This is a genomic window from Sphingomonas sp. (genome assembly GCF_035998645.1).
Lineage (GTDB): Bacteria > Pseudomonadota > Alphaproteobacteria > Sphingomonadales > Sphingomonadaceae > Sphingomonas.
This window is the reverse complement of the sequence record NZ_DASYHL010000004.1, coordinates 55,928-74,401: the sequence shown is the minus strand read 5'-3', so window position 1 is coordinate 74,401 and position 18,474 is coordinate 55,928. Positions and strand designations below refer to the sequence as shown.

Genomic DNA, 18,474 nt, shown 5'->3' with positions numbered 1-18,474 from the left:
GTTGCAGAAATCCACCGGGCCGGCCGCGCTGCGCGCCATCTATCCCAGCCTGCGTGACCGCCATGTGCTGGTCACCGGCGGCGCGTCGGGGATCGGCGAGGGGCTGGTCGAGGCATTCGTGGCGCAGGGCGCGCGGGTCAGCTTCGTCGATGTCCAGACCGAGGCGGGCGAGGCGTTGAGCGCACGCCTGACCCCGGGCGCGAGCCATGCGCCGCAGTTTACGCATTGCGACCTGACCGATGTATCGGCGCTGCAGCAGTGCCTCGCCACGATCCTTGCCGAGCAGGGGCCGGTCGACATCCTGCTCAACAATGCCGCGAGCGACGACCGCCACGGGATCGAGGAGGTGACGCCGGCCTATTGGGACGATCGGATGGCGGTCAATCTACGCCATTTGTTCTTCGCCGCGCAGGCGGTAGTGCCGGGGATGAAAGAGGCCGGGCACGGCGTCATCATCAATTTCGGGTCGATCAGCTGGCATCTCGGCCTGCCCGACCTGACGCTGTACCAGACCGCCAAGGCGGCGATCGAAGGACTGACCCGCAGCCTCGCGCGCGAACTCGGCCCGCACGGCATCCGCGCCTGCACCATCGTCCCCGGCAATGTTCAGACGCCGCGGCAGGAGAAATGGTACACGCCCGAGGGGGAAGCGGAGATCGTCGCGGCACAGGCGCTGAACGGTCGCATCCAGCCCGCCGATATCGCCGCGATGGCGACCTTCCTCGCCTCCGACGATGCCCGGATGTGTACTGCGCATAATTACTGGGTGGATGCCGGATGGCGGTAACCGAAGCACGGGTCGCTGCGCGTGTCGGCGCCACACTGGGCGAAGGTCCGGTGTGGGATGCGGCGCGCAGCTGCCTGTGGTTCGTGGATATCAAGGGCAAGAAGCTCCACCGCTTCGACCCCGCCACCGCCGCGCTGAGCAGCGCCGATGCGCCTGGCGAGATCGGCTGGGCACTGCCCGCCGACAATGGCCGGTTGCTGTGCGGTTTTCAGAGCGGGCTGCACTGGTTCGATCCCGACACACGCGCCTTCACCTTCTGGCGCGTGGTCGAGCCGGCGCTTCCCGGCAACCGACTCAACGACGCGTGCACCGACGCGCAGGGTCGCGTGTGGTTCGGCTCGATGGACAATAGCGAATCCGCCGCCACCGGCTGGTTCTACCGGCTCGATGCCGGACAGATCGACCGGGTCGGGCCGGGACCGGTGAGCATCACCAATGGCCCGGCGGTGTCCCCGGCGGGCGACCGCATCTATTTCACCGACACGATCGGCCGCCGCATCTGGGTCGCACCGCTGCATGATGACGGATCGCTCGGCGGCGCCCAGCCCTATCTGACCTTCACCGGGGACGAGGGCTATCCCGACGGGTCGATCACGGATGCCGAGGGCAATGTCTGGGTCGGGTTTTTCGCAGGGCACGGCGCGCGCCGCTTCGACCCAAGCGGGCGCGAGATCGAATTCGTGCGCCTGCCCGTCGCCAATGTCACCAAGCTGGCGTTCGGCGGCGATGGGCTGAAAACGCTCTACGCCACCACCGCCGCCAAGGGCCTGAGCGCCGAGGAACGCGCCGCCCAGCCGCATGCCGGCGATTTGTTCGCATTCGAGGCGACCGTCCCCGGCCACGCGCTCGCCCGGGCGCACGTCGCGTGAGGGGTACGGCAGTGCTGCTCGCCGCCACGGCGCTCGCTCCCCTGCCCGCCGCCGCGCAGCTCGCCTTCGCCCCCGTCATCGGCGATCACGGCGTGCTTCAGCGCGACAAGCCGATCGTGGTCGAGGGCGAGGCCGCTCCCGGCATGTCCCTGACCGTCACGCTCGGCGCCACGATCGCGCAGGCCAAGGCCGACAAGGACGGCCATTGGCGCGCAACCTTCCCGGCGATGAAAGCGGGCGGCCCCTATCGCCTGCATGCCGCGACCGGCGATGCCGCGATCGAGGCGAATGGCGTGATGGTCGGCGATGTCTGGCTGTGTTCGGGGCAGTCGAACATGGAGTTTCCGGTCCGCCGCGCGCTCGATTTCGACAATCAGATGAATAACGCCGCCGATCCGATGCTGCGGCTGCTGACCGTGCCCAAGGCAACCTCAACGCGGCCACAGCGCAAGTTTGCCGAGCCGGCCAGCTGGCAGGCATCGACGCGCGATACCGCGCCTGAATTTTCCGCCGCGTGCTGGTATATGGCGCGCGCGCTGCGCAAGGCCGAGCCGGGCGTTGCGATTGGCCTGATCGACGCGACCTGGGGCGGCACCGCGATCCGCGCGTGGCTCGATCCGGTCGCGACGCGCAGCATTTATGGTGCGCAGGATGCGGCGCTGCTCGAAACCTATGATCGCGACCCGCTGGCCGCGAACACCGCATTTGCGCCGCGCTGGATCGACTGGTGGCGGACGCAGGACAAGGTCGAACCGTGGCGCACGCCCGATGCGGTCCAGTGGTCGCCGGTCCCCGGCGTGGGACCGTGGGACAGCCTTGGTGAGGCACCGCTTCAGGGGTTTATCGGCTGGGTGTGGTTCCGCCGCACCGTACCGCTGACGGCGCAGCAGGCGCGCGGCGGCGCGACGCTTTCGCTGGGCATCATCGACGATGGCGACCAAGCGTTCGTCAACGGAAAGCCGGTCGGCAACAGCTTCGGCTGGTCCAACCCGCGCGATTACACGGTGCCGGGCAGCTATTGGAAAGCCGGGGCCAACGAGGTCGTGGTCGCGGTGTGGAACAGCTATGGCACCGGCGGCTTCATGGGTCCGGCCGATCGCCTGAAGCTGACCCTCTCCGACGGGTCGAGCGTCCCGCTGGGCGACCAGTGGCGCTACTGGATTTCTGCGGCCAAGGGCGCGCCGCCGCGGCCGCCATGGGACACGATTGCGGGCCTCGGCCTGATCGGCAATGCGATGGTTGCGCCGCTGGGCGGGATCGGGCTGCGCGGTGTCGCCTGGTATCAGGGTGAGAGCGATTCCGGGCAAACCGGCTATGACGTGCGGCTGCGCGGCCTGATCGACGGCTATCGCCGCCAGTCGGGCGATCCGGCGCTGCCGGTGCTGGTGGTCGGGCTGGCCGACTATGGCGCGCCGGCGAGCGCTCCGGTCGAAAGTGGCTGGGGCAAGCTGCGCGATGAGCAGCGGCGCGCGGTCGCGGCGACGCCGGGGACGGCGCTGGTCTCCGCGATCGACCTGGGGTCGCGCACCGACATCCACCCCGGCGACAAGAATGAACTGGGCAAGCGCCTCGCCCGCGCGGCGCTGGGCAAGCCGGGGCCACAGGCGGTGGCGGCGCGACGCGATGGCGGCGATGTGCTCGTGACGTTCAGCGGCGTCGAAGGGGCGCTGGTGGGCTGGAGCGGCGCGCCGATCGGGTTCGAGCTGTGCGCACAGAGCTGTCGCTTTGCTGCGGCGATCATCGAAGGCAACAGCGTTCGCGTGAAGGGCGATGGTCAGCCGGTGACGCGGGTGCGCTATGCCTGGGCCGATACGCCGGTGGTGAATCTGTACGATGCGGCGAATATGACGCCGACCTCGTTCGAGTTGGTGGTGGATTAGCAAACCAATCCTCCCCGGAACGGGGAGGTGGCAGCGCGCAGCGCTGACGGAGGGGGGCCCTCCGTGAAGCGACTCGCTTGCCTCGGGGCCCCTCCACCACCGCCTTCGGCGGCGGTCCCCCTCCCCGTTCCGGGGAGGATTTTTCAGTTCAATGATTATGCCGCGGCAGCGTCTTCGACGTCTGGCGATACTCCAGTGCGAACTCCAGCACCGCGCCCTCGCCCAGTTGCCCGGTCTTCTCGCGCGCCAGTTGCTCCCATGGCGTGTTGCTCGCCGGAACTTCGGGCAGTCCGTCGCCCTTGCGCCGCTCGATCTCGTCCGGCTCGACCAGCATGTCACAGCGGCGGGTGTTGAGGTCGATGCGCACGCGATCGCCCGTGCGCAGCCACGCCAGCCCGCCGCCCGCCGCGCTCTCGGGCGAGGCGTTGAGGATCGAGGGGCTGTCCGACGTCCCGGACTGACGGCCATCACCCAGCGTCGGCAGCCAGTTCACGCCAGCGCGGATCAGCGCGTCGGGCGGCTGCATGTTGACGACTTCCGCCGAACCCGGCCAGCCGAGCACGCCCGCCGAGCGCATCACGAGGATGCAGTCGGCGTCGATGTTCAGATCGGGATCGTTGATGCGGTGGTGATAATCGTCCGACCCGTCGAACACGATCGCCCGCGCCTCGAACACATTCTCCGCATCTGGCCGCGAGAGATAGCGGCGGCGGAATTCGGGCGAGATGACCGAGGTCTTCATGATCGCGAAATCGAACAGATTGCCGCGCAGCACCAGGAACCCGGCATTCTCCTGAAGCGGATCGGCGAACGGGCGGATCACTTCGCGGTCGTTGCTTTCGGTGCCGGCGAGATTCTCCGCAATCGTCCGGCCGGTGACGGTCAGGCAGTCGCCGTGCAGCTTCCCCGCCTGAAGCAATTCCCACATCGCCGCGGGCACGCCACCGGCACGGTGGAAGCGTTCGCCCAGATATTTGCCCGCCGGCTGCATGTTGACCAGCAGCGGCAGGTGGTAGCCATGGTCGTACCAGACCTCCGGCTCCAGCTCGAGGCCGGCATGGCGCGCCATCGCGACGATGTGCGGCTGGGCGTTGGACGATCCGCCGCACACGGTGACGGTGGCAATCGCGTTGAGAAACGCTTCGCGCGTCAGGATCTGCGACGGGCGCAGGTCTGCGCGCACCATTTCGACGATGCGCTGGCCGGTGCGGTAGGCGATCTGCCCGCGCTCGCGATAGGGCGCCGGGATCGCCGCGCAGCCGGTGAGCGACAGCCCGAGCGCTTCGGCGACCGCGTTCATCGTCGATGCCGTGCCCATCGAATTGCAATGCCCGGCCGACGGCGCGCTGCTGGTCGCGCGGCGCAGGAACTCCGCCTCGTCGATCTCGCCAGCAGCGAGCGCGCGGCGGCTGCGCCAGATGACCGTGCCCGACCCGACCAGCTCGCCTTCATGCCAACCATCGAGCATCGGCCCGCCCGACAGGACGATCGCGGGGATGTCGACCGTAGTTGCAGCCATCACCTGACTTGGCGTTGTCTTGTCGCAGCCGGTGGTCAGCACAACGCCGTCGATCGGATAGCCGTTGAGCAGCTCGACCAGGCCAAGATAGGCGAGGTTGCGGTCGAGCGCCGCAGTCGGGCGGCGGCAGTTTTCGAAGATCGGATGGACCGGAAATTCGATCGGGATGCCGCCCGCATCGCGGATCCCGTCGCGCACGCGCTTGGCGAGGTCGAGATGGATGCGGTTGCAGGGGGACAGGTCGCTGCCCGATTGCGCGATGCCGATGATCGGCTTGCCCGACTGAAGTTCCTCGGGCGTCACGCCATAGTTCATGAACCGCTCGAGATAGAGCGCGGTCATGTCCCAGCGTTCGGGGTTGTCGAACCAGTCGCGCGACCGCAGCCGCACGGGTGTATCGTCAGGCATCGGGGCTCCGTTTGGGCGAGGCGCGGCGGGCCAGCGTCGGCGCAGAATCCGAATCGCGGCGGACCAGAGTGTAGGGCAAGGTTTTCTGCTCGACCTCGAGCGGCTCGCCGTTGCGACGCGCCTTGAGGATGCGCACCGCCGCCGATACCGCCCAGGCGGTCATGCCGCGGATCGGCTGGCGGACCGTGGTCAGTTCGGGCCAGATCGTGCTCGCCATCGCGGTATCGTCGAAGCCGCAGACGGTGATGTCGTTGGGCACGTCGAGATGCAGCCGGTGCGCGACCGCGACGGTTGCTGCGGCCATGTCGTCGTTCGAGGCGAAGATCGCGGTCGGGCGCGGATCGACCGAGATCAGCCGCTCCGACGCCTGCATCCCCGAGCGATAGGTGAAGCGCCCCTGCGCGATCAGCTCTTCGCGCACCGGGATGCCCGCGGCTTCGAGCGCGGCCTTGTAGCCATTGAGGCGACGGCCGCTCGACACCTGTTCGGGGTTGCCGATGATGAAGCCGATCCGGCTGTGGCCAAGGTCGATGATGTGCCGCGTCATGTCATAGGCGGCCTGGAAATCATCGATCAGCACGGCGGCGTGGGACCCGCTCGCCTTGCCCGGCCCGACCGCGATCGCGACGGCCCCGGCGTCGGTGATCAGGTCGAGCACGCTCTGGTCGTCGCACAAGGGCGGGGGCAGGATGAAGCCCTTGATCCCGCCGTCGATCAGGTGATGGACCAGCGACTTGGCCTCCGCGACATTCTCGCAATTCTGGACGACGAGGTGGATGTCGGCGCGGCTAGCCTCCTCCAGCGCACCCATCAGGAATTCGCTGAGGTAGGATGCCGAGGGGTTGTCGAACATCAGCGCGATGCGCAGCTGCTCACCCCCGGCAAGGCTGCGCGCGGCGCGGTTGGGCGCGAAATTGAGCTTGGCGATCGCCGCCAGCACCTGTTCGCGCGTGTTCTCGCGGACATTGCCCTCGCCGTTGATCACCCGACTAACCGTCATCGGCGAACACTGCGCCTCCGTCGCGACATCGGCGATGGTGGGAGCGCCACCACGGCGGCGGGAAGAACGGGGCTTGGCAGATGCGGGTAGAGCCATGGTCATCGCCCATACGCCCCGTTCGCCCGTGGCAGCAAGCGCAGCGTGACCCGAAGTGGGAGCGCAATCATTCGCCCGGTGCCTCAGGGAAGCGCTGCGCCTGATACCAGCTCAGCGGATGCCGGGGCGCAGCATGGCCGGCGGGGAGCGCGCGACCGGAGACGGCGGACCAATAGGCTAGGCTGGCGTCGCGCCACCATTGCGCTTCGTCCGCCTGAATGCGGAGGAAATCGGCGACGGCGCGATGGCGCTGCGCATCGACATGCGGCGCGAGCGTCGCCCAGGTCGTGCCCATCTGCGCGACCGCCGCGACGCCGCGGTCGTAACGGCGGGGCAGTTCCTCCCATAGGGTGTTCCCGTTCTTGAGCCGGTGGTCCCACGGCACATGGCGGAACCACAGCAGCAACTCCTCGTCCGCCAGCAGGCGCTTCGCCACGTCTGGCGCATATTGGGCGAGCGCGTCGCTGCCGGTCGGCGTGCGGTCAAAGCCGACGCCGGCGCGGTCGGCGCGGTGGTAGTAGACCGGGTTCCACTCCGGCCGGGCAAGGTCCGACACCCATGGCGCGGGGCCGTAATGGTGCCCGGTGCCCATGACATGCGCGAGGCCGAGCGGCGTCATATAGTCGATAACCGCCGCGCGGCTGCCCATCATCATCGGCACGATTGCGTTCAGGAAAGCGGGATCGCGGCTGAATGTCTGCGCGGCCCATTCGCGGGCGATCTGGTCGCTGGGCAGCTTCGGGTTCCACGCCAGTCGGCCGAACGCGTACCAATTGGCCTGATCGAAATGCGATCCGCTCCAGTTGCGGTCGCTGCCGGTGTTCGCGACCCCCGCGATCACCGTGACCGTCTCTGCGACGCTGCCGCCGCGCCCGGTATCGGCGTCGAGGGCTTCCTCGAACAGGGGTGCGAGAAAGGCGAGGTGCGAGGCGAAGCCGAGATATTCCTTGGTGATCTGCAGCTCCATCGCCAGCTGCGTTCTCGGCATCGCGCCGAACAGCGGGTGGAACGGCTCGCGCGGCTGGAAGTCGATCGGGCCGTTCTTGACCTGTACGACCACGTTGGACGCGAACTTGCCGTCGAGCGGTTGGAATTCGGTGAACGCCTGCTTCGCGCGGTCCTCCTTGTTCTCGGCGGCATAGACGAAGGCGCGCCAGATCACGGTGCCGCGGTCGCCGATCGCCTCGGCCAGCATGTTCGCGCCATCGGCATGGCTGCGGCCATAATCCTGTGGCCCCGGCTGGCCTTCGGAGTTTGCCTTGACCAGAAACCCGCCAAAATCGGGGATCGCGGCGTAGAGTTCGTCCGCCTTCGCCTTCCACCACGCGCGCACTGCCGGGTCCAACGGGTCGGCGGTCTTGAGCCCGCCGATATCGCGCGGCGCGGAGAAGCGGGCCGACACGTAGACGCGGATGCCCCAGGGCCGGAACGTGTCGGCCAGCGCCTTGACCTTGGCGATGTAGCGCGGCTCCAGCATCATCGCGCGGGCGTTGACGTTGTTGATGACGACGCCGTTGATGCCGATCGAGGCATTGGCGCGCGCATAATCGGTCATGCGCGCATCGACATGGCCGGGCAAATGCCACCAGTCGAAGATCGAACGCCCGGCATAGCCGCGCTCGACATGCCCGTCGGGATTGTCCCAATGGTTGAGCATGCGCAGCGTGTAGGCGGGCGCTTCATCGAGGCGGATCGCGCCGATCGCCTTGCCCTGCCCCAGCTCGCGCAGCAGCGCGAAGGCGCCGTAGAGCAGCCCGGTGTCGCTTGCGGCGGTGATGGCCACGCCGCGTTCCGCCGGTGCGATCCGGAACGCGCCGTCGCGCATCGCGGCATCGCTGGTGCGGCGGAGCAGGATCGGTGTTCCGCTGCCCGTCGCGGCATCGCGATAGAGTTCAGAAAGTCCGCGCGTCAGCTCAGCGCGCGCAAGCAATGCGGTCGGAGATTCGCTGCCCGACAGGGTCACTGAGCCCGGTGTTTGCTGCGCAGCATCGGCGACCGGCGCATGGCGCAGCCACAGGCGATATCCGTCCTCCGCACGCGCCGCACCGCCTGTCGCGAACGACACCGCAAGCAGCAGCAGGGCACAGAGCCGCGCAGTCACCATCCTCACCCCTTTCGTCACGCGCCGGTCCAATTCCTGGCCGGTCGCGGGTTGACAAGCTCAACCGCCTCATATCATGTTAGCGCTAACAATAAAGACCGTTTTGCGGTCCGATTCAGGAGAGTGAAGATGCGAAAGGCTTGGGTGGCCCTGTTGCTGGCGAGCGTATCGGCAACGCCCGCAGTGATGGCCAGCGCGCCTGCCACCCCGGCTGCTACCGCCGCGCAGGACAGCACACAGCGCCCCCCGGCGAACGCGCCCTATCGCAATGCGAACCTGCCGCTGGAGACGCGCGTCGCCGACCTGCTCGCGCGGATGACGCTGGAGGAAAAGATCGCTCAGATCACCTCGGTCTGGGATACCAAGATCGAGATCCAGGACGCACAGGACCGGTTCGATCCGGCCAAGGCGAAAACCAAGCACCCGCATGGTCTGGGCCAGCTCGCCCGCCCGTCGGACCGCAAGGGTCCGGTGTCACCGCGCGTCGCGCCGCCGCGCAGCATCGCCGACAGCATCGCTTATGTGAACGCAGTCCAGAAATGGGCGGTCGAGGACACCCGCCTCGGCATCCCGGTGCTGTTCCATGAAGAGGCGCTGCACGGCCTCGCCGCGCAGGACGCAACCAGCTATCCGCAATCGATCGGCCTCGCCTCGACCTGGGACCCCGACCTGATCCGCGACATCAACGCCGCGATCGCCCGCGAAGTGCGCGCGCGCGGCGTGCATCTCGTCCTCTCCCCCGTCGTCGATGTCGCGCGCGATCCGCGCTGGGGCCGGATCGAGGAAACCTTCGGCGAGGATCCGCATCTCGTTTCCGAAATGGGCGTAGCCGCAGTCGAGGGGCTGCAGGGCATAAACCGCGCCCGCGTGCTCGGCCCGGGCAAGGTGTTCGCGACGCTCAAGCACATGACCGGCCATGGCCAACCCGAAAGCGGCACCAATATCGGCCCCGCGCCGATCGCCGAGCGCACGCTGCGCGAAGTGTTTTTCCCGCCATTCGAGGCGGTCGTCACCCGCACCGGGGTCGAGGCGGTGATGGCGAGCTACAACGAAATCGACGGCGTGCCGAGCCATGCCAATAAGTGGCTGCTGGGCGACGTGCTGCGCGGTGAATGGAAATTCCCCGGCGCGGTGGTCAGCGACTATTATGCGATCGAGCAGATGGTCGGCATCCACCGGATCGCCGGGTCGAATGCCGAAGCCGCAAAGCGCGCGCTCGCGGCGGGCGTCGATAGCGAACTGCCCAACGCCACCGCCTATTCGACCCTGATCGACGCGGTGCGCAAGGGCGAGGTCAGCCAGAGCGCGATCGACACCGCCACGTCGCGGATGCTGAGCATCAAGTTCCGCGCCGGGCTGTTCGAAAATCCTTACGCCAAGCTGGCCGATACCAAGATCAACCACAGCCCGGAATCGGTCGCGCTGGCCCGCAAGGCTGCGGCCAAATCCTTCGTGCTGCTCAAGAATGAAAGCGCGGCGCTGCCGCTGTCGCTCGACACGCAGCAGACGATCGCGGTGATCGGCCCCAATTCCGATGTCGCGCGGCTCGGCGGCTATTATGGCATCCCGCCCGAAACCGTGACCCCGCTGCAGGGCATTCGCGCGCTGGTCGGGGACAAGGCGAAGATCGTGCACGCCGAGGGCGTCAAGATCACCGAGGATGACGATTGGTGGGCGGACGAGGTCAAGCTGTCCGACCCGATCGAGAACCGCAAGCGCATCGCCCAGGCGGTCGAGACCGCGCGCGGCGCCGACACCATCCTGCTGTTCATCGGCGACACCGAACAGACCAGCCGTGAGGCATGGGCCGACGCGCATCTGGGTGATCGCGCCAGCCTCGATCTGGTCGGCGAGCAGCTGGAGCTGTTCGATGCGATGAAGAAGCTGGGCAAGAAGCTCGTCGTCGTCCTCGTCAATGGCCGCCCGCCATCCTATCCCAAGATCGCGGAGCAGGCCGATGCGATCCTCGAAACCTGGTATGCCGGCGAGCAACAGGGCCATGCCATCGCCGATGCGCTGTTCGGGCGCGTCAATCCGGGCGGCAAGCTGCCGGTGACGGTCGCACGCCATGTCGGCCAGCTGCCGATGGTCTATAACGTCAAGCCGAGCGCGCAGCGCGGTTACCTGTTCGACACGACCAAGCCGCTGTATCCGTTCGGCTACGGCCTCAGCTACACCCGCTTCACCCTGTCCACGCCGCGCCTGTCGGCAACCACGGTCAAGGCAGGCGGCAGCGTCGATGTGCTGGTCGATGTCACCAACGCCGGCGCGCGCGAAGGCGATGAGGTGGTGCAAGTCTATGTCCGCGACAAGGTCGCGTCGGTCACGCGCCCGATCAAGGAGTTGAAGGCGTTTCGCCGCGTGACGCTCAAGCCCGGCGAGACGCGGACGGTGAAGCTGACGCTCGGCCCCGACGCCTTTCATATGTGGAATATCGACATGAAACGGGTGATCGAACCGGGTGAGTTCGAGATCATGACCGGGGCCAATTCCGCGACGCTGCAGACCGTCACGCTGGCGGTGACGCCGTGAAGCGCCGCGCCGCGCTTCGCCTGCTCGCCGGTGCATCGGTAGCGGCTGGTGCCGTTGCGCTGGCCCCCGCCGCGCACGCGCTCGCCGCGCCGCTCTACAAGGATGCGCGCGCGCCGATTCCCGCCCGCGTCGCCGACCTGCTCGGCCGGATGACGCTGGAGGAGAAGGTCGGCCAGATGATCGCCATCTGGGCGCGCAAGGAAGAGGTCATGGACGGCCTCGACTTCAACGCGAAGAAGGCGTCTGCGGCCTATCCCAATGGTGTCGGCCATGTCACCCGCCCGTCGGACAAGCGCGGCGTGCCGGGGATCACCGGCGCGGCCGGCGGCACCGCCGCGCGCTGGCGCACCCCGCGCGAGACGGTCGAATTCATCAACGCGATGCAGCGCTGGGCGCTCAATGACACGCGGCTCGGTATCCCGGTGCTGTTCCATGAGGAATCGCTGCACGGATATATGGCGACCGACGCGACGATGTTCCCGCAGGCGATTGGCCTGGCCGGAGCGTTCGACCGCGATCTGATGCAGCGCGTCCAGTCAGTGATCGCGCGCGAGACGCGCGCGCGCGGCGTCCCCTACGTCCTCTCCCCCGTGGTCGATATCGTCCGCGATCCGCGCTGGGGGCGGATCGAGGAGACGTTCGGCGAATGCCCCTATCTGGTGGCGGAGCTGGGCGTCGCGGCGGTCGAGGGGCTGCAGGGGCCGGGCAAGTTCGACCGGCTTGCCGATGGCAAGGTCTATGCGACGCTGAAGCACATGACCGGGCATGGCCAGCCGGAGAGCGGCGTCAATGTCGGCCCGGCGCAATTGTCCGAGCGCGAGTTGCGCGAGTATTTCTTCCCGCCGTTCCGCGAGATCGTGAAGCGCACATCGATCGCTTCGGTGATGCCGAGCTATAACGAGATCGACGGCGTGCCGAGCCATGCCAACACCTGGCTGATCGGCGATGTGCTGCGCGGCGAATGGGGCTTCGACGGGCTGATTTCGAGCGACTATGGCGCGGTCAACGAGCTGGAGAGCATCCACCACGTCGCCGCCGATCTCGCCGAAACCGCGCGCCTTGCGCTGGCGGCGGGCGTGGACAGCGAGCTGCCCGACGGCATGGCGTTCCGCACGCTGGTCGATCAGGTGCGCGCGGGAAAGGTCGAGGTGAGCGCGATCGACCGCGCGGCGGCGCGGATGCTGACGCTGAAGTTCCGCGCCGGTCTGTTCGAAAACCCCTATGGCGACGCCGCGCTGGCCGAGCGGATCACGGGTAACGCGGAAGCCCGCGCGCTGGCGCTGGAGGCGGCACGCAAGTCGCTGTGCCTGCTGACGAATGATGGCACGCTGCCATTCGCTGAGGGCAAGGTCCGCAAGCTGGCGGTGATCGGCCCCAACCACGCGATCGCGCGGCTGGGCGGTTATTCGAGCGTGCCGAAGCAGACCGTCAGCCTGATCGAGGGGCTGCGCGCGCTGGTCGGAGACAAGGTTGAGTTGCTGACCGCGCAGGGCGTGTTCATCACGCAGAGCGAGGACCGGTCGGCGGACGAAGTGCTGCTCGCCGATCCGGCCAAGAACCGCGCGCTGATCGCGCAGGCGGTTGGGGTCGCGAAGGGCGCGGATGCGATCGTGCTCGCGATCGGCGATACCGAACAGACCAGCCGCGAGGGCTTTGCCAAGAACCATCTCGGCGACCGAACCAGCGTCGATATCGTTGGCGAACAGAATGAACTCGTCGCTGCGATGGCGGCGCTGGGCAAGCCATTGGTGATCGCGGCGATCAACGGCCGTCCGCCGAGCTGGCCTGCGGTGATCGGCAAGGCGAACGCCGTGCTCGAATGCTGGTATCCTGGCCAAGAAGGCGGCACCGCGATGGCGGAGGCGCTGTTCGGCCGGGTCAATCCGGGTGCGAAGCTGCCGGTCACCGTCATCCGCGATGCCGGGCAAGTCCCGTCTTTCTACAACCACAAGCCATCGGCACGGCGCGGCTATCTGTTCGCGGACAAGTCGCCGCTGTTCCCGTTCGGGCATGGCCTGAGCTATACGAGCTTCGCGATCGGCGCGCCGACGTTGTCCGCCGCGACGATGCAGCGCGACGGCAAGGTCAGCGTGTCGGTCGACATCCGCAACACCGGCGCACGCGCCGGGGATGAGGTCGTGCAGCTCTATATCAGCCGCCGCACCGCATCGGTCACCCAGCCGGTGCTGCAGCTCAAGGGGTTCGAGCGGGTGACGCTCCAGCCGGGCGAAGCGCGCACCGTCCGCTTCGACCTGCCGGCGGAGACCTTCGTCTTGTGGGATGCGAACATGCGCGAAATCGTCGAGGCTGGGGAAGTCGATATCCGCGTCGGCAACAGCTCCGCTTCGCTCAAGTCCGCGTTGCTGACGATCGTCTGAGCCATGCGCACGCGGATGGCACGATGCATGACTGGTAAATCCAAGGAGCCCCGATGAACCCGACCCGCCGTCAAACGCTCGCCGGTATTGCCGCGCTTCCGCTCGTCGCCGCGACTTCAGCTGGCGCGAGCCTTTCGCCGCCCGGGATCGACGCGGTGGCAAAGCGCACGGGGCGGCGGTTCGGCACTGCGGTCGCCTGGGCGCCGCCGGGCGCGGATGCGGGGTCGTTCAATAACCCCGCTTATGCCGCGGTCGTAGAGCGCGAGTGCGGTCTGATCGTGCCCGAGAACGAGATGAAGTGGCAGTCGATCCGCCCATCCGCGAGCGAATACCGCTTCGACCGGCTCGACGCGATGGTCGCCTGGGCGCGCATCAAGAATCTGGACGTGCGCGGGCACACCTTGCTGTGGCACCGGCCGAAATGGTTTCCGAACTGGCTGAACGACCATGACTTCGGCTCTGCGCCCAAGGCTGCGGCGGAGAAGCTGCTGACCGATCACGTCCAGACCGTGATGCGCCGCTACAAGGATACGATCCGCAGCTGGGACGTGGTCAACGAAGCGGTCGATCCCGAGACCTCAGGCCTTGTCGAAACTTCGCTGTCCAAGGCGATGGGCGGTGTCGAGCCGGTGCTCGACCTCGCCTTCCACACCGCGCGCGCGGAAATGCCGAACGCCGAGCTGGTCTATAACGACTATATGAGCTGGGAGCCGGGCAACGAGAAGCACCGCGCTGGGGTGCTGAAGCTGCTGGAAGGCTTCAAGAAGCGCGGCGTGCCGGTCGATGCGCTGGGCATCCAGAGCCATATCGAGATGTTCACGCTCGATCCCGCCACTGGCCTCGGCCCGCGTCAGGAGCGCGAGTGGCGCAAGTTCGTCGATGAGGCGGTGGGCATGGGCTATCGCCTCGTCATCACCGAGCTCGACGTCAAGGATAACGCCCTGCCCGGCGATCCGGCGCAGCGCGATGCGGGCGTCGTCGCCTATCTGCGCGCCTATATGGAGCTGATGCTGTCCTATCCCCAGCTGCGCGACGTGCTCGCCTGGGGCATGGTCGACAAGTATAGCTGGCTGCAGGGCTTCGCCCCGCGCAAGGACGGCCTACCGCAGCGATGCTGCCCCTATGACAGCAGCTTCCGCGCCAAGCCGATGCGGGACGAGCTGGCGCGGCTGTTTGCCGAGGCCAAGCCGATCGCCTGATCGAACCCCCGACCCGTCGCAGTTCCGCAGCGGGCCAGCGGGCCTCACATCCTTCAAAAGCAGTCCGCTGCGCAGCCACCGTGCTGCGCAGCATTTTTTGTACCACCCCGCTGCGGCCGCGCCCAAGCCAGACAAAAAAATGCCGCCGCCCTGGGAGGGGCGACGGCGGGGAGGTTGGGAAGATTGACCCTTAGAAGTTGAAGCGGATCATGCCGGTGACGCGGCGGTCGTTCACATACCAGCCGCGCGGGACCAGTCGGATATCGCCATTCTGGTCGGCCACCGCAGCACTCGTCTTTGTGATCGAGTTGGTAAGGTTCACGCCCTGGATACCGATCTTCAGCTGGTCGCTGACCGAGATCGTGATCGATGCGTCGAGCTGGCCGTAATCCTCCTGGAAGATCGGATCGAACGGCGTGATCACGTCGCGCAGCGTCAGCAGATATTGCGAACGCCAGCTATACGATGCTCGCGCCGACACCGGCCCGATGTCGATAAAGGGCGTGATGTTGAACTGATGCTCCGACAGCCCCTGAAGCGGGAAGTTGGCGCCGGAAATCGTCGGCTGACGGCCCGCCGCGACGTCCGGATCAGTTTCCGACAAGGTGCTCTGCGGCACGCCCTCGCTCGACACATAGGTGTAGTTGGCTTGCAGACCGAGACCCTTGAGCGGTCCGGGCAGGAAGTCGAACACCTGCTGATAGGCGATTTCGAAACCCTTGATCTTGCCCACATCCGGCGAGTTGATCGGGGTGGTCACCACCGCTTCAAACGTCTGGCCGTTGTTGCTGAAGGTGCGCCGCACGGTGCTGTTGGTCAGCACATTGTGGAGCTCCTTGTAGAACAACGACGCCGTCAGCTGGCCGACCCGCGAGAAATACCATTCGGCGGTGATGTCGAAACTGTCAGCCTCGGTCGGGAGCAGTTCGGGATTGCCGGCATTGAACGTCCCCTGGATCTGCACCTGCCCCGGCGCGATCAGGCCATCTGACCCGAACGACCCGGTACCCGGTGCGACGGGAGTGACGACGACTGGAACCTGATTTCCATTCGCGTCGACCCGTGGCCGTGCGGTTACGCCGACCGGGAAATAGTTGCGGACCAGGCCCAACGATGGCGGGGCAACCCCCTTCGAATAGGCCGCGCGGAACTGCAGACCACCCCCGACTTCAAGCTTCACGTTGAGGCTGGGCAACCAATAGTCATAATCGAGATCGAAATTGTTCGGGACAATCGCGCCGTTCAGGTAATTTGTGATCTGCGTGAGCTGTGCAGGCGACAGCGCGCACAACGCATTGACCGTCGCTCCGGCGCCCGAGATGACGTTATTGATCGACTCCTGACAGGTTGCGTCCGTCGGCAGGTCGGTCGGGAACGGGAACTCGATAAAGCCTTCCGACTTGCGGTTGGTCGTGGTGTAGCGCACCCCGAGATTGCCGCTCAGGTTCATGCCGTTGCCGAACTCGTTACCGAAGCGCAGCATCAGGTACGCAGCCTTGTTGGTTTCACGCTGCGGATTGATTTCACCCGGCGTAAACGGCGAGCCCGCAATCGCATTGGGCCGGTCGGCCAGCGAACGCCAGCCGCCATTGATCACGCGGCCGCCTGCACCCGTGGTCGTGGGTTCCCACTCACGATTAACGCGGTTCGCATAATCGACATAGCCTTGGTAATAAGTTGTCGTATTGCTGTTGTAGAACGGACGGCACTGGCCGTTCAGTGGGTTGCTGACCGACCCACGGAAGAAGTCGGTGAAGCAGAACTGCTGATAGCTCTGAAGCGGGGCACCGCCGCTGCCGCCCTGGACGTTATCGACCGGGTCGTCCAGCCACACCGGACCACCATTGCCCCACTGCTCGCTCAGGCGACCCCAGTTATAGGTCGAGAAGCGCGCAACCTGATCACGATCGGCGTAACGGCCGCCGACGCGGACCGACTTGAAGAAGCTGTCCTCCGGGAACGACAGTTCGGCATCGAGCCGGAAGGCGTCGGAGTTGCCCGTGCTCGCCTCGATATGGTCCATCGCCGAGCGGTAGAAGCTGTTGGCCGGCGAGGCGAAGCTGTTGTTCGTACCCGTATAATAGGCCGGATAGTCAGCCGCGCCGCCCGGCGTGCCGGTGCAGGGCAGGGTCGGGCAGTTTTGCGGCCCGCGGAAGTCCACCGTCGGCAGATTGCTCCCGTTCAGCCGGATTCCGACGTCCTGATAGGAGGACGTCCACAGGCCGTTGTCCATGATATCGACGAACGAGTCGACATGCTGATAATCCATGCTGATGCTAAGATTATCGGTGGCCTGGTAACGGAAGTTGAACGCATAATCGTCGGTCACCGCGCGTTCGTCATGATCGCGACGGATGTTGTTCGACTGCAAACCGAATGCCGGGGTACGAATGTTGCCCGCGGTGTTCTGATCGTCGCGCCAACCGGTCGGGCCGGTGATCACGCCGCTTTCGAACAGGCCCGAGGAGTCGAACGCGATCGACGTGCCGTCACGGGCGCGCGAGTCCCCGTTCGATTCGACATTGTCGGTCGCGATTTCGATCGTGTGCTCGGTCCATGCCTGGCGCGCGTCGGATCGCAGGAACTGGAACGTCGCCTCGGCGCGGCGGTCGTTGCTGCGCCACTGGGCGGCGGCGGCATAGCCGAAGCGCCGACGCTCGAACTCCTGCGTACCGATCACCGCGCCGCGCGGGAACAGGCCGCTGCCCCGCTGGGTCGCGGTGCCGAACGGAACCACATCGGTGCGGGTACCGTCCGAATAGATCGGGCGAACGCGGAAGCTCGACACCTGGAAGCGATCCGCGCGCGAGAACAGCTGCGAATAGGACACGCTACCCAGCAGGCCGATCTCGCCGATTCCGGTGTCCCAAGTGTTGCTGACCACCAGCGCGGCGGTCGGCGACGCCTTTTCGACGAAGTCGGAATAGTTGAGTTCGAGCGACCCCGCCATCACGAAGCCCTTCTTGTCGAAGGGCAGGCGCGTGCGCAGATTGACCACACCGGCGATCCCGCCTTCGACGCGATCGGCCGACGGGCTCTTGAATACATCGACGCCGCCGAGCAGTTCCGACGGGACGTCGGCGAAGCTCAACGCGCGACCGTTATTGGCGGTGAACGCCTCACGCCCGTTGAATTCCGAACGGACATAGGTGAGGCCGCGCACGACGACGCCCGAACCTTCGACCGAGAAGTGGTCGGGATCGACGCCAGCGGCAAAGCGGTTGATCGAGATGCCCGGAATACGCTGAAGCGTTTCGGTCACCGAACGGTCGGGGAGTGCGCCGATATCCTCGGCGGTCACCGAGTCGACGATCGTGTCGGACGTGCGCTTGCGCGTCTGAGCGCTTTGCAGCGACTCGCGGAAGCCGGTAACGACAACGGTATCCGGATCGGTCGCTTCCTCAGCCGCCGGCGTATCCTGTGCCAGTGCGACATTCGGCATGGCCAGCGCTGTCATCAGCGCAGCCGTCGAAACTCCGAGTCCCCATGCAGCGCGACCTTCAGCGCGCACACGCTTCCGCCAATTCGACATCCATCCCCTCCTCGTTCGAGAGCCTTTGCGGCTCTTCTGCCCAGTTGCGCTAATAAGGTAGCGCTAACATTTCTTTTGCTTAAGCCAATGCGCAGCTTTCGGCAAGAGATGTTGTGCGCTACCAGAAAGAAAATGACGCGCATGTTGCAGCGATGCTGCACAGCGATTTTGGG

The 18,474-nt window shown here is 66.5% G+C and carries 10 protein-coding genes; 6 read left to right on the top strand and 4 right to left on the bottom strand.

Features of this window, described 5'->3' with window-relative positions:
* Position 1 precedes the first annotated feature (1 nt).
* Genes VGN66_RS09785 through VGN66_RS09775 form a run of 3 tightly spaced genes read left to right on the top strand, consistent with a single transcriptional unit; the run spans position 2 to position 3,536 of the window.
* Positions 2-787 (top strand): SDR family oxidoreductase, encoded by a 786-nt coding sequence (locus tag VGN66_RS09785; protein WP_327518640.1) that lies wholly within the window; start codon positions 2-4, stop codon positions 785-787.
* The gene (locus VGN66_RS09780) at positions 778-1,656 is read left to right on the top strand and encodes an SMP-30/gluconolactonase/LRE family protein (protein WP_327518639.1); all 879 of its coding nucleotides are present in this window, start codon (positions 778-780) and stop codon (positions 1,654-1,656) included. The genes VGN66_RS09785 and VGN66_RS09780 overlap by 10 nt, the downstream gene beginning before the upstream one ends.
* Positions 1,653-3,536, top strand: a complete 1,884-nt coding sequence (locus tag VGN66_RS09775; protein ID WP_327518638.1) for a sialate O-acetylesterase — start codon at positions 1,653-1,655, stop codon at positions 3,534-3,536. Before VGN66_RS09780 ends, VGN66_RS09775 begins: the two co-directional genes overlap by 4 nt.
* A gap of 148 nt (positions 3,537-3,684) precedes the next feature.
* Here the strand turns inward: VGN66_RS09775 and VGN66_RS09770 are convergent, their stop codons facing one another.
* The 3 genes from VGN66_RS09770 to VGN66_RS09760 all read right to left on the bottom strand — a co-directional run bounded on the left by VGN66_RS09770 (position 3,685) and on the right by VGN66_RS09760 (position 8,663).
* A complete protein-coding gene (locus tag VGN66_RS09770; protein WP_327518637.1) occupies positions 3,685-5,463 on the bottom strand; it encodes an IlvD/Edd family dehydratase in 1,779 nt (592 codons plus the stop codon).
* Positions 5,456-6,559: a LacI family DNA-binding transcriptional regulator gene (locus VGN66_RS09765; protein WP_327518636.1), complete on the bottom strand. Its 1,104-nt coding sequence runs from the start codon at positions 6,557-6,559 to the stop codon at positions 5,456-5,458. The genes VGN66_RS09770 and VGN66_RS09765 overlap by 8 nt, the downstream gene beginning before the upstream one ends.
* Before the next feature lie 67 nt (positions 6,560-6,626).
* Positions 6,627-8,663 carry an alpha-glucuronidase gene (locus tag VGN66_RS09760; protein WP_414713212.1) on the bottom strand — a complete coding sequence of 679 codons (2,037 nt, stop codon included), beginning with the start codon at positions 8,661-8,663 and terminating at the stop codon, positions 6,627-6,629.
* Between the two features lie 126 nt (positions 8,664-8,789).
* Here VGN66_RS09760 and VGN66_RS09755 point away from each other — a divergent pair, with 126 nt between their 5' ends.
* The 3 genes from VGN66_RS09755 to VGN66_RS09745 are packed head-to-tail and all read left to right on the top strand — an operon-like array spanning position 8,790 to position 14,769.
* Complete coding sequence (locus VGN66_RS09755) at positions 8,790-11,192, top strand: glycoside hydrolase family 3 N-terminal domain-containing protein (RefSeq protein ID WP_327518634.1); 2,403 nt, start codon at positions 8,790-8,792, stop codon at positions 11,190-11,192.
* Positions 11,189-13,570, top strand: a complete 2,382-nt coding sequence (locus VGN66_RS09750) for a glycoside hydrolase family 3 N-terminal domain-containing protein (protein WP_327518633.1) — start codon at positions 11,189-11,191, stop codon at positions 13,568-13,570. The genes VGN66_RS09755 and VGN66_RS09750 overlap by 4 nt, the downstream gene beginning before the upstream one ends.
* Before the next feature lie 53 nt (positions 13,571-13,623).
* Positions 13,624-14,769, top strand: coding sequence for an endo-1,4-beta-xylanase (locus VGN66_RS09745; RefSeq protein WP_327518632.1), 1,146 nt, complete (start codon positions 13,624-13,626; stop codon positions 14,767-14,769).
* 190 nt (positions 14,770-14,959) lie between these two features.
* On the opposite strand, the gene VGN66_RS09740 is transcribed toward VGN66_RS09745, so the two are convergent.
* The gene (locus tag VGN66_RS09740) at positions 14,960-18,226 is read right to left on the bottom strand and encodes a TonB-dependent receptor (RefSeq protein WP_327518631.1); all 3,267 of its coding nucleotides are present in this window, start codon (positions 18,224-18,226) and stop codon (positions 14,960-14,962) included.
* Positions 18,227-18,474 lie beyond the last annotated feature (248 nt).

Coding starts and splice junctions, on each gene's coding strand:
- VGN66_RS09755 (WP_327518634.1), top strand. CDS start 8,790: ATGCGAAAGGCTTGGGTGGCCCTGTTGCTGGCGAGCGTATCGGCAACG.
- VGN66_RS09760 (WP_414713212.1), bottom strand. CDS start 8,663: ATGGTGACTGCGCGGCTCTGTGCCCTGCTGCTGCTTGCGGTGTCGTTC.
- VGN66_RS09780 (WP_327518639.1), top strand. CDS start 778: ATGGCGGTAACCGAAGCACGGGTCGCTGCGCGTGTCGGCGCCACACTG.
- VGN66_RS09740 (WP_327518631.1), bottom strand. CDS start 18,226: ATGACAGCGCTGGCCATGCCGAATGTCGCACTGGCACAGGATACGCCG.
- VGN66_RS09745 (WP_327518632.1), top strand. CDS start 13,624: ATGAACCCGACCCGCCGTCAAACGCTCGCCGGTATTGCCGCGCTTCCG.
- VGN66_RS09770 (WP_327518637.1), bottom strand. CDS start 5,463: ATGCCTGACGATACACCCGTGCGGCTGCGGTCGCGCGACTGGTTCGAC.
- VGN66_RS09765 (WP_327518636.1), bottom strand. CDS start 6,559: ATGGCTCTACCCGCATCTGCCAAGCCCCGTTCTTCCCGCCGCCGTGGT.